Annotated in this window: 8 protein-coding genes; 5 read left to right on the top strand and 3 right to left on the bottom strand. The window is 67.9% G+C overall.

The genetic code is table 11. The features are described from left to right. Window positions 1-103: 103 nt before the first annotated feature. The gene (locus IG74_RS0121700; protein WP_051855115.1) at window positions 104-1,060 is read left to right on the top strand and encodes a LysR family transcriptional regulator; all 957 of its coding nucleotides are present in this window, start codon (window positions 104-106) and stop codon (window positions 1,058-1,060) included. 188 nt (window positions 1,061-1,248) lie between these two features. Here the strand turns inward: IG74_RS0121700 and IG74_RS0121695 are convergent, their stop codons facing one another. Then, the gene (locus IG74_RS0121695) at window positions 1,249-2,226 is read right to left on the bottom strand and encodes a LysR family transcriptional regulator (protein ID WP_063761279.1); all 978 of its coding nucleotides are present in this window, start codon (window positions 2,224-2,226) and stop codon (window positions 1,249-1,251) included. A gap of 274 nt (window positions 2,227-2,500) precedes the next feature. Between IG74_RS0121695 and IG74_RS0121690 the strand changes: the two genes are divergently transcribed. Beyond that, window positions 2,501-2,800: a hypothetical protein gene (locus tag IG74_RS0121690; protein WP_030679685.1), complete on the top strand. Its 300-nt coding sequence runs from the start codon at window positions 2,501-2,503 to the stop codon at window positions 2,798-2,800. 402 nt (window positions 2,801-3,202) lie between these two features. After that, a complete protein-coding gene (locus IG74_RS0121685) occupies window positions 3,203-7,186 on the top strand; it encodes an SGNH/GDSL hydrolase family protein (RefSeq protein ID WP_051855113.1) in 3,984 nt (1,327 codons plus the stop codon). On the opposite strand, the gene glnA is transcribed toward IG74_RS0121685, so the two are convergent. After that, complete coding sequence (gene glnA, locus IG74_RS0121680; RefSeq protein ID WP_030679677.1) at window positions 7,089-8,498, bottom strand: type I glutamate--ammonia ligase; 1,410 nt, start codon at window positions 8,496-8,498, stop codon at window positions 7,089-7,091. The two genes, IG74_RS0121685 and glnA, sit on opposite strands and share 98 nt — an antisense overlap. 257 nt (window positions 8,499-8,755) lie before the next feature. Between glnA and IG74_RS0121675 the strand changes: the two genes are divergently transcribed. Further along, window positions 8,756-9,223 (top strand): RDD family protein, encoded by a 468-nt coding sequence (locus IG74_RS0121675; RefSeq protein ID WP_030679674.1) that lies wholly within the window; start codon window positions 8,756-8,758, stop codon window positions 9,221-9,223. A 446-nt stretch (window positions 9,224-9,669) separates the two neighbouring features. On the opposite strand, the gene IG74_RS49550 is transcribed toward IG74_RS0121675, so the two are convergent. Further along, complete coding sequence (locus IG74_RS49550; RefSeq protein ID WP_078868937.1) at window positions 9,670-11,028, bottom strand: transcriptional regulator; 1,359 nt, start codon at window positions 11,026-11,028, stop codon at window positions 9,670-9,672. A gap of 555 nt (window positions 11,029-11,583) precedes the next feature. Here IG74_RS49550 and IG74_RS0121670 point away from each other — a divergent pair. After that, window positions 11,584-12,021: a glycine-rich domain-containing protein gene (locus IG74_RS0121670; RefSeq protein ID WP_030679670.1), complete on the top strand. Its 438-nt coding sequence runs from the start codon at window positions 11,584-11,586 to the stop codon at window positions 12,019-12,021. The last annotated feature ends 12 nt before the right edge of the window (window positions 12,022-12,033 follow it).

The raw sequence follows: 12,033 nt of genomic DNA, 5'->3' as shown, positions 1-12,033 counted from the left end.
CAGGGTCCGTGATCAATGGCTGAGCCATCAAGATCGGAGCGTGGCATGCTCCGTTGAGCAGCGCTAAACGCCGGAGGCGGCGCTGAGGACGGGGGCGGCGGACATGCTGGAGCGACTGGAGCTGGAAGCGTTCCTGACGCTGGCCGAGGAGCTGCATTTCGGCCGTACGGCCGAGCGCCTGCACGTGACGACCGGCCGGATCAGCCAGACCATCCAGAAGCTGGAACGCCGCATCGGTGCGCCGCTGTTCGAACGCAACAGCCGCAAGGTGGCCCTCACCGACGTCGGCCGCCAGCTGCGTGACGACCTGCTGCCCGCCTACGAGCAGATCAGCGCAGGACTCGCCCAGGCCATCGCGGTGGGCCGCGGCGTGCGCGTCAAGGGAGTCGTGCGGGTCGGCTGGTCGGCGGCGTGGTGCGGGAACCTCATGGTCCAGGCGGCGGACCGGTTCCGCGTGCGCCATCCGGACTGCGACGTCGAGCTCACGGAGGTGCAGCTGTGCGATCCGCTCGGCGGGATGCGCGCGGGCACCATCGACCTCCAGCTCACCGAGTTCCCCGTCCGCGAACCGGACATCACCACCGGCGCACTCGTCTTCTCGGAGCCGCGGGCACTCATGGTCCCGTCCGGCCACCCCTTCGCCCGGCGGGACTCGGTGTCGATGGAGGACCTGGCCGACACCACGCTGGTCACCCTCAACGACGCGCAGATACCCCGCTATTGGATGGACCGCTACTTCCCCCGCACGACCCCGTCAGGCCGGAAGATCCCGCAGGGCCCGGCGGTCACCTTCTGGCCCGAAGCCCTCGTGCACATCGCCAACGGCGTCGGCGTCAGCACGGTCTCCCGCCGGGCCGAGGCGTTCCACCGGCGCCCCGGCATGGTCTTCGTACCGTTCCACGACGCCCCGCCCATCGAGTACGGCCTCATGTGGCCGACCGCGGGCAAGAACCCCCTGGTGGCCCCCTTCCTGGAGATCGTGAACGAAATCACCGGCCCGCCACGCCACACCCCGGCCGCGCCGACGGAAACGGCCCCGCCCGCCGACGCCCTCGGCTGACAGCCGAAGGCCACTTGGCCGATGCTCAGTGAGCAGTCACTCGCGCCCACCAGCCGGTTGCCCCCTGAGGGCCGATCGGAGATGCGCGGCTGCCGAGCGCTTCCCGGCTGAGTCCCCCATCTCAAGGAAGAACGAAGCCGCGAGGGTACGGGAGAGGGCAGCCTGATCGCTGGCCTCACGCAACACGTTCACAGCCTGTACAAGGCCATCGGTGGCTGCATCGGGGGGCGCCCGCTCTGAGAGCTGCTCCGTGCTTGGCCAGCACCCTGCCCTCTGCCCGGTGAGCCCCGGCCGCTACCGTCCAGGGCCACCTCGGCGACGGCCTGGAGGAATTCCCGTACGAGCGGACCGTCGCCGTCGCGGGGTCGGATGGGGGCGTACTCGATGCGGGGGAGCTGGGGGAAGGGCAGCCAGGCGATGTCGGGGCGAGCGTAGTACCGCTCGGCTTGCGCGGACGCGAAGGTGACGCCCCTGCCTGCGCCGACCATGGCCAGCGCCTCCTGCCAGTAACCGGCCGTGCGTTGGGGGATGGGCAGGCCGGAGGGGGTTCGGCGGGGCCAGTGGTAATCCCGCCAGTACCGGGGGATGGTCTCGGCGAAGGTGATGAGCGTGGTGGCGGCCAGCTCTTCCAAGGTCACCTCGGCTGCGCGGGTGAACGGGTGCTCGTGGTGGACCAGGAGCCTGCGTTCCTCGGAGATGAGGACGGGACCGACGGTCATGTCGGGCTCGTCGATGGGGAGTTCGGTGATCTGCACGTGCACCTGCCCGCTGCGGATCGGACCCAAGGGGTCGGAGAGCTGGATCTCCTGGATCTGGACCTCCGAGCCTGGACAGCGGGCGGAGAGCTTGTCGGAGGCCTTGAGGACGAGTTCGGCCGCCATGGGGCTGGAGTAGCCCACCCTCAGCACACCGCGCGTGCACCGCGCGGCGGCCGCGGCGTCCGCGAGGGCCCGTCGTACCTGCTGGTAGGCGGGGAGCAGGTCGTCACGGAGCTTCTCACCCACCGGGGTCAGGGCCACCTTGCGGCTGGTGCGCTCGAACAGTGGTGCACCGATGCGGCGTTCCAGCTTCTGGATGGTCTGGCTGACCCGGCCCTGGGCCAGGCCGAGCCGTTCCGAGGTGCGGCGGAAGTGGAGTTCCTCGGCCAGTGCCAAGAAAGCCTCCATCTCATGCCGTTCCACCGTCTGTCCCCCTGTCGTCGTTGGTTGGTGAGTTTGGCGCACCGATCGTAGATGATCTTGGTCTTGATCACGGTTTCGGATACGCGGAGAGTGGATGCGGGCCGCGACGACACGGCACGGGTGAGTGCCTCGCGGGAATAGCGCTCACCGCTTTCCCGCGCGACGGCATGCCTGTCGCGCTTCCCCTGGTCGGAAGCCTGTTGAGGGCTCGCGGCCCCCGTATGTGATGACACAACCCAAGATCGTTGAGAGGAACAAAATGAACGCAAAGATTGCGAGCGCGGTGACTTCCGTCGGCATTCTCGTAGCGGCCTCCACGGCCTCTCTCATGGCGGCCGAATCCGCTTCGGCGGTGTCGGCTTCCTGCGTCAGGTACTTGCAGAGCAAGAACTATGCGCCCACCAGTGAGAGAAGTGACTTCTGCGCCACGGGCGGGCACTTCAACAGCGATCTGGAAAAGGCCATCAACTACCAGTCGTGCCGGTTCGGGCTCGAGGGCACGGGCGTCAGGTACGCCGACGCGGTCACGGCGTGCAACTACGCCCAGACGAACGGATGACGCGCTCCTCCGGCCGCCGTCGGCACCGCGGGCGCGCATGAGGCACTTCCGCTGGACACGTCCGGTGAGTCGTCCACGACCCACCGGACACGGTTCACGCGGATGCCCCCGCCGCCCCCGATCACGGCACGGGTGCCGCGCGCGTCCCGAGGCGCGGCGCTCCGGCGCTGTCTCCGGCCCGGTCGCGAAAGCCGTCCTCCGGCGCCGTCCTCGCCGCCGCGGTCGGCTGACCTCCCGCGCGGCTCCGCCCGCCACCCGCTCCGGTTCTTCGGGGCGAGAGGTCGTCCCGGCCGTGCTCCTCGACGCGCACGGCTCGCGAACCGACCGCTCACATCGGGCGAGTTGATCGGCGTCGTCTCACGCAACAACTAGGTAAGGTCTGTTTTGATACGCCGTCACAGTGTGTCGAAGCGCCTGCGGACACCGCTGCTCCTCACCACGGCCACGCTGATGGTGAGCGCGCCCCTGGTGTCCCAGGCACTCGCCAGCGAGTCCCACCCCCCACCGTCCGCGATCCGCGACGCGGCCGCCGGACCCAAGCGGCCCGAGGCACCCCGCTCGATGCCGAGCCCGGACACCGATCTCGGCAAGGGCTGGAAGAACAGCGAGGATCGGGCCGTGACCGGCGCGGCCGACGCCGAGGGCTTCAGGATCCTCGTCGCCGACGAGTCCAAGGCGTACGCCTGGAAGGCCGTCGCGACCCTCTCGGAGCCCGGGATGCCCGCCGACTCGTGGATCGGCAACCAGTGCGTCATGGATGACTCCCACGTCGCGGCCGTCTACGCTCCCCGGGCGTTCACGAACAAGCCCGACCTGATGCAGGGCGGCGCGTTCACGGCGATCGTTAACACCAGGAGCGGCGAGGTGACGAAACTGCCGTTCACCGCCACCCTCGCCTACTTCGACCCCTCCTGTAACACCACCACGCACACCGCCGCCTTCACCCAGTACCGCGACATGAACGACGCGTCGAAGGTGAAGACGCGCGTCGTCACGGTGGACACGGGCGGCAGGACGGTGACCACGACGGGCGAGCTGCGAGGGCAGGTGTCCTCGGCCGTCCCGGTGAAGGACGGCGTGGTCGCGGGCCTCGGCCGCGGACTCGTTCACATCAACGACAAGGGCGGGGTCCGCCGTCTCGCCCAGGGCGCCAGCATCCCCTTCGACATCCGACCCATGACGGGCGGACGTATCGGCTTCGTGGACCGCAAGGGCACGAAGACGGCGCGGGCGAAGGTCTATGACGGCCACGGCGAGCCGCGCACGGTCGCCACCGGGCGCCTCGGCGACCTCGAGCTCACCTCCGGTGCGCAAGGGCGCGCCTTCCTCACGGGCGACCCCGAGGACACGAAGACGGAAGGGAGCGGCATCACCAAGCTCGACGCGCCTGCCGACACCGACGTCTCCTCCCACGGCCACCTCGCCGTCAACCCCGTCCTCACCCCCGGCGTCCGGGCCGGACTGACCCGTATCCAGTCGGCCGGAAAGGGTTTCGACAAGGCGGACGAACCCGCGGCGGGGGTGCGCGCCCGCTCCGGGCGGGCTCCCGGCACGGCCGACGGGAACGCGCCGATCACCGTCACCTCGACCGCCACGGTGACGGGACGCACGGTCGAGCAGCAGGTCACCTCGGAGCGGTCGCACGGCGGAAACGGTCTCTCGCCCGCGTTGACCGGTGCCACCCGGCCGCGGGCGCTGGCCGCAGCGTCCGCGCCCGACTCCCACGATCCCCGTGACACCGACCGCTGGTGCTCGGTCTCCCGCAACGACATGAGCGCTCAGGCACTGCAGCCGACGCCGAACCAGGTCGAATGGGCGGTGGACATGGCCGTCCGCGGCGAGCTGCGCGACAAGTGGATCCGTCAGGACGGCTACCGCGGCCAGGCAGGACTCGGCTCGATCGACCCGCAGGGACTGTTCCCCCTGCCGAAGCTGATCGGAGGAGGCCGCATCCCCGCCAACGTCCTGCTCGGCATCATGGCGCAGGAGTCCAACCTGTGGCAGGCGGAGTCCGGCGCGATCCCCGGCCAGATGGGCAACCCGCTGGCCGCGGTGGACGGCTACTACGGCCACAACAAGAAGGACACCCTGCTCGGCTACTGGCGCATCAACTGGGAGAAGTCCGACTGCGGCTACGGCGTCGGGCAGGTCACCGACGGCATGCGCCTGAAGGGGCGCGAGAAGGAGGGCGAGACGAGCCTCGACCCGAAGCTGCAGAAGGCCGTCGCCGTCGACTACGCGACCAACATCGCGGCCTCCATGAAGATCCTCGCCGACAAGTGGAACGAGGTGCACGCCGACGGTCAGAAGATCACGGTCAACAACGACGACCCCTCCCGCGTGGAGAACTGGTTCACCGCCGCCTGGAACTACAACCTCGGCTTCAACCCGAAGTCCGATGCCTCGAAGAACGGCGGTCACTGGGGCCTGGGCTGGTACAACAACCCCGCCAACCCCATGTACAAGAAGGGCGCGTGGGACCACCCCTTCATGGACGTCAGCCTCAGCCAGGACAACATCCGCGACGCGGCGCACCCGCAGTACTGGCCCTACGAGGAGAAGGTGATGGGCTGGTCCGCCTGGTCCATCGACACCGGCTTCTCCTACGGCACGGACGGCCGTCAGGACTGGAAGGACGAATCCGGGTTCTCTTCCGCCGGCTTCCGGCCCGCCTGGTGGCTCAACGCCGCTGACCGCTCCCGTGTCAGCCCGCCACTGGACACCTTCTGCAACAAGAAGAACAACTGCGACTCGGCCAACCCCAAGGACTGCCCGGACGAAGCCTGCTACCGGCAGTTCTGGTGGGCGGAGGACAACGCGACGTGGAAGGCCAACTGTGACCAGCAGTGCGGGCGCGAGAACATCAAGTACGACACGCTGCGCTCCGAGCCCGGACGTGGTTACCGGCTGAAGAACGGTGAGCCGGTGTGCGCCGCCGCCCCGAAGGGCGCCGAGGTCGTCACTTCCATCCCCAACGACACGGACACGTGGTCCAGTTGCGGGAGGGCCTCGTCGAAGGGCTCGTTCGAGTTCACCTTCCTTCCCGACTCGGACCAGCGGTACGAGGCCAAGGCCGACCTGCACTCGATCGGCGGCGGCCACGGCGGCCACTTCTGGTACTCCCACACGCGTAACGAGGACAACCTCGGCGGCGACGACAACCGGATGACGATCAAGGGCAAGTGGACGCTCGGACACAAGCTCGACTGGGCGCGGGTCCTGGTGCACCTGCCCGACACCGGTGCACAGACCCGGCAGGCCGCCTACGTCGTGCACAACGCGGACACCACCAGCCCCAAGCGGCTCGTGACACAGCGCGCGGACCGGTGGGTCAGCCTCGGCGTGTTCCAGTTCACGGGAACACCGCAGGTCGAACTGTCCAACACCACGCAGGACGGGACCGCCGACGAGGACATCGCCTGGGGCTCGATCGCCTTCCAACCCCTCCCCGGCAAGCCGAAGAACGCCGTCGTCGCCATGGGCGACTCCTACTCCTCGGGCGAAGGCGCCTCCGAGGCGGGAGGCAAGGACTTCTACCCGGAGAGCGACCACTACGACAAGCTCAACGAGAAGGCCACCGACAGCTGCCACCGTTCCAGGTACGCGTGGTCGCGGCAGGCGGCCCTCCCGGGCCAGACGAGGTCCATCGGCGAGCTGGCCGACGACCTAGACCCACAGCTGGACTACCATCTCGTCGCCTGCTCGGGCGCGCGTCACTACCACATCCTGAGCAAGGACCAGATGGGCGAGGGCAAACAGATCGACACCGGCTACCTCGACAACAACACCACCCTGGTCACCTTGTCGATCGGCGGTAACGACGCCCGGTTCACCGATGTGTTCAAGCAGTGCGTGTTCAAGTCCCTGGGCCTGTGCCAGAACTCGTCGATGGGCAACAAGAACCCGGACACCGGTGCCGGCACCGACGGAGAGACCGGACCGCTGAAGGACTGGGCTCCGAAGTGGCTCCACGACGAGATCCGTCCACGCATCGCCAAGACGCTCAACGAAATCCACAAGCGAGCGCCTCACGCGCGCATCGTTCTCATGGGCTACCCGCGCCTGTTGTCAGCGCTGGGACAGTGCATTCCGGGAATCGGCACGGCGGAAGCCCCGTGGCTGAACACCGTCGCGGACACGAGCGCACACAAAAAAAACCGGGAGAAAGAGAAAAACCCCCCCCCGGGGGGGGGGGGGGCCCGGAGCCCCCCCCCCCCCGGCCCCCGCCTCTCCGCATGGGAGAACGCTGGCTCGCCGCTGTCCGCGTCCGCGGGCGGAGCCTCGCCTCCTAGATGTCGAAGTAGAGCTCGAACTCGTGCGGGTGCGGCCGCAGCTGGATCGGGGCGATCTCGTTCGTGCGCTTGTAGTCGATCCAGGTCTCGATGAGGTCGGAGGTGAAGACGCCGCCGGCCTGGAGGTACTCGTTGTCCGCCTCGAGGGCGTCGAGGACCGCGGGGAGGGAGGTGGGGACCTGGGGGACGCCCGCGTGCTCCTCGGGGGCGAGCTCGTAGAGGTCCTTGTCGATCGGCTCGGCCGGCTCGATCTTGTTCTTGACGCCGTCCAGGCCTGCGAGCAGGAGGGCGGAGAACGCCAGGTACGGGTTCGAGGACGGGTCGGGCGCGCGGAACTCGACGCGCTTGGCCTTCGGGTTGGAGCCCGTGATCGGGATGCGCATCGCGGCGGAGCGGTTGCGCTGCGAGTAGACCAGGTTGACCGGGGCCTCGAAACCGGGGACCAGGCGGTGGTACGAGTTCACCGTCGGGTTGGTGAAGGCGAGGAGGGACGGGGCGTGCTTGAGGATGCCGCCGATGTAGTAGCGGGCGGTGTCCGAGAGGCCCGCGTAGCCCTGCTCGTCGTAGAAGAGGGGCTCGCCGCCGGTCCACAGGGACTGGTGGACGTGCATGCCCGAGCCGTTGTCACCGAAGATCGGCTTCGGCATGAAGGTCGCGGTCTTGCCGTTGCGCCAGGCGACGTTCTTCACGATGTACTTGAAGAGCATCAGGTCGTCGGCCGCGGCGAGCAGCGTGTTGAACTTGTAGTTGATCTCGGCCTGGCCTGCCGTGCCCACCTCGTGGTGCTGGCGCTCGACCTTCAGGCCCTGCTTGTCCAGCTCCAGGGAGATCTCGGCGCGCAGGTCGGCGAAGTGGTCGACCGGCGGGGCCGGGAAGTAGCCGCCCTTGTAGCGGACCTTGTAGCCACGGTTGTTCTCGACCGCGCCGGTGTTCCAGGCGCCCGCCTCGGAGTCGATCTCGTACATCGAGCGGTTGGCGGAGGTCTCGAAGCGCACCGAGTCGAAGACGTAGAACTCGGCCTCGGGGCCGAAGTACGCGGTGTCCGCGATGCCGGTGGAGGCGAGGTAGGCCTCGGCCTTCTTGGCGACGTTGCGCGGGTCGCGGGAGTACTGCTCGCCCGTGATCGGGTCGTGGATGAAGAAGTTGACGTTCAGCGTCTTGTCGCGGCGGAAGGGGTCCACGCGGGCCGTCGACAGGTCGGCGCGCAGCGCCATGTCGGACTCGTGGATGGCCTGGAAGCCGCGGATGGAGGAGCCGTCGAAGGCCAGCTCCTCCGTGGGGTCGAACGCCTCGGCCGGCACCGTGAAGTGCTGCATCACACCCGGCAGGTCGCAGAAGCGGACGTCTACGAACTTCACGTCCTCATCCGCGAGGAACTTCTTGGCGTCGTCGGCGTTCTGGAACATCCAGCTCCTCCTACTCCCGCCCAAGGAGGAGCGGGGTTGCAGCTCGGTCGTGCGGCCAGTGCGGTGGCACACGCTGGACCCGACCATAGGGAGGGGGCATTTCTCAAGCGTGACCCGTTTGTTTCGCCGAAGTTAACCGGGCGGGGGTGCCCCGGCCCGCCCCGGACCCCGCCGACGCCCTCCTGCCCGGCTCCCATCAGGACCCCACCGGGACCCCGCCAGGACCCGTACGCGATCGGGCGCAGTACCGTGGACGGGTGGACAACAGGCAAGCAATCGGATCGTGGCTCTCCGGCCCCCGCGCGGCAGCGGAGGACGCGGGCGTCGACTTCGGATACCGGGGAGAGCAGCTCGGCCTGCCCGAGGAGGGCCCGGGTTCGATTGCGCGGCCGGGGCGCAGGATCGGGGCGATCGCCGTCGACTGGGCCCTGGTCATGGTCATCGCGTACGGCCTGTTCGCGCGGGACAACGCGCAGGCGGCGGGCAACTGGGCGCTCGGCCTGCTCTTCGTGATGAGCGTCCTGACCGTCGGCACGGTCGGCTGCACGCCCGGCAAGCGGCTCTTCGGCCTGCGCGTCATCGCCGAGGGCGGCGGCCGCCTCGGCATCGGCCGCGTGGTGGTGCGCAGCGTGCTGCTCTGCCTGGGCATCCCCGCCATCATCTGGGACCGCGACGGCCGCGGCCTCCACGACCGCCTGGCCCGCGCCGTGCAGGTGCGCGGCTAGCTCCCCGCTGCCCGGGCGGCTCCCCGCCACCCGCCGCCCCGGGCTTCTGGGACGCGGCCCTCAGCGCCTTCAGAGACTTCAGACAGACACGCGTTGGCTCACAGCCGCGGCGGTCTTCGGACATACGTCGATGGGGCGGCCGGAACCTGCTGGGTTCCGGCCGCCCCATCGACGTATACGGGTACGACGCGCTAGCGCGCCTTCGGACCGCGCGGCATGCGCACGTTCTTCGGCATCGGCCCCTTCGGGACTGTTCACGCAGGTAGCATTTGCGTTCACTCTGCGCTCGTAGGGTCTCACCTGGGGTAATGCGTGGATCAAGGGCGGTACCTGCCGGGGGACCGCCCTTGATCATTGTGGGGCCAGTCGTTGACCCGCGTGAAGCCTACGGGCAGAAGCTGGGGACGGTGTCCCTTCGGGCGCATCGAGAGATGCCGCATACGTCGCTACACAGCCAAGAGGGCGCGGGCCCGCTCGTTGATATCTGCGACGAGAGGGTGTGCGCCGAAGGGGACCATCCGCCGCTGCACATCTTGCAGTGCTTCCACGGCACGGGAGGACTTCACCTGTCGGGCGAGATCAATTGTCTTCACGCTCGCAGAGTGAGCGGCCTCTAGATCCTTTCGCTGTAGGTGCGTGACGGCCAACGCGGCCTGTGACATCGCTCCGCGCCGCGCTCGATTCTGCTTCTTGGCATATTCGATGGAGCGCGTTGCATGCTCGGCTGCCCGCTCCGGTTGCTCCAAGTCGCGGAAGGCGTTGGCGATTTCTCCATGGAGGTAGGCTCCATCAATGAATTTCGCCCACGCGGGCTTATCCTTTTCGGATTCCGCACGTGAAAATTCCTTCTCGGAATTCAGCACTGCTCGCGCGGTGCCCGCCTTGTCTCCAAGGGCTGCCAGGGCGCGTGCTTCCAGGACCCAAAGGTCTGCGCGACACGACGGCGCATCGACTTTGGCGAGGCCGTGACGCCCCGTCTGCGCTAGCCTTCGCCCCTCTTCCGGGTTCCCGGTGAGTGTCGCTTGGTCGGCCATGCCTGCCAAGACGTGGGCACCTAGTGCTGCATCGTGTGACTCGTCAGCCATCCGAAGGCTTTGAATCAAGTACCGATGCGCGGCCGAATGCTCTCCATTATCGAATGCCATCCATCCAAGCAAGTAGGTCTGCTCACAGATGGCGGCAGTGAGGGCGCGATAGACCTTTTTGGAGTAGGCCTGCCGCAACAGCGGATAGACGTGCTCGTTCATGTACTTCTTGAGCAGATCACGCCCACTACCCCCGCCTTGCATGACGTCAATCTCTTGGAATGCGCCAAACATGTTGCGAACCTTCGTGACGTCTTCAAGTCGGAGGCGTTCACTGCTCGTGGGTTCCGGGGCCTGGTCGAGAGTGCTCAAAAGCCAGTCACGCGATGGGCCGATACCGGCTCCCACTGCGAACGGCGTTGCTGCCAGGAATTTCCTGCGATCCATATCCGCTCTCCCGAGTTCGGTCACGGCCTCGACAGTTTCTGCCCACGATGCGTGGTACGTCAGCGAACGGTCAAGGTCTGGCGGGTCTCCTAGGCCAACGTCGTACGTAGTGATGCGGCGGCCGAGGCGAGCGGAGAGGACATCCGCGATGATCACGGGTAGCGGGGCCCGTGGGGTCATGCCGTCCATCCAGCGCCGGACGCTGCTGGCATCCGGGCTGACCTGAACATGTCCGATGTCCTTGGCTCGGGCCTGTACTCGCCGAGCCAGCTCGGCTTGGCTCATCCCGGAGCGAGTGAGCATGTCGCGGAGTCTTCCGTTCGGGTTCGTCATCGCTGCACGCTGCTCCTTTGGCTCCGGTCAGAAGTGCCAAGGTTTACCACCCCCTCAGACGCTACTCCCTTTGCCCGCACGGGAGTTGTCTTGGTGTCGAACTCGCCGCCGCTCGATTCGGAGCAGAGCACATGGCACCCACAGATATCGCCGCGGCGCATCCGCCGTAACCGAAACTCCGTTCGCTTGCGCCCTGTCGGCGGGGCGCAACCGAACGGGTGGCTCCGCCCTCCGCGCCGCGCCCTTTCTGCCCGGACCCCGCTTCGGGGGACGGTCGGCAGGGCGGAGCCAGCAAGGCCCCCGCGTCCGTCTTCGTCCCGTGCATCAGGGATGGGCGCGGTATGGCCCGGCCCTATGGCCCTGACTCTGACATCGGGGCTGCCGGGCCAGCGGTTAGCCCCCGACTCTGCTGCAAGGGGTGCTGCTTGTCGGGGGCTCACCGTCCATCGGTTCCGTCCCTGTCGTCTTGGCTCTGGCCTGCTTCCCCCGACTGGTGAGGCTGGGCGGCGGGGGCGGTTCGCAAGGTGCACCACTCCACCTAGGAGGGAACGTGCAATGACCGCAACAGCGACCGAACTCCGCACGGGCTCCTCGCTCGTGAGCGAGGAACTTGCCCGCAGCGTCGCCCACTTCGTCCACGTCCACAGTGGGCAGTCGATGGAGCGTGCGCAGCGGATAGCTGATCAAGCGTTCGCGTTCGTCTACACCGCTGCGACGACCCAGCGGATGGTCCCGAGCGATGACGTGGACTTGGGCCTACATGCGTTCATCCTGCACACGCGGGAGTACGCCAAGTTCTGCCAGAGTCACGCGGGTCACTTCCTGCACCACACCCCCGCGATCGGCGCGGGCTGCCGCACGGTGGAGGACGTCACCGCGTCGGCGCGCGCTCTCAAGGCGGCTGGCTTCGTGGTCTTGGATGACCTGTGGACCGTGAACGGGGAGAACGCTGCGCAGTGTGATGCGGACTGCGGACGCCCCTACGGCAAGTGATCTGTCCGCGCT

The sequence above is a fragment of the Streptomyces sp. NRRL B-1347 genome, assembly GCF_000720325.1.
Taxonomy (GTDB): Bacteria; Actinomycetota; Actinomycetes; order Streptomycetales; family Streptomycetaceae; genus Streptomyces.
The sequence above is the reverse complement of the archived record's forward strand: the minus strand, read 5'-3'. Positions and strand labels throughout refer to the sequence as shown.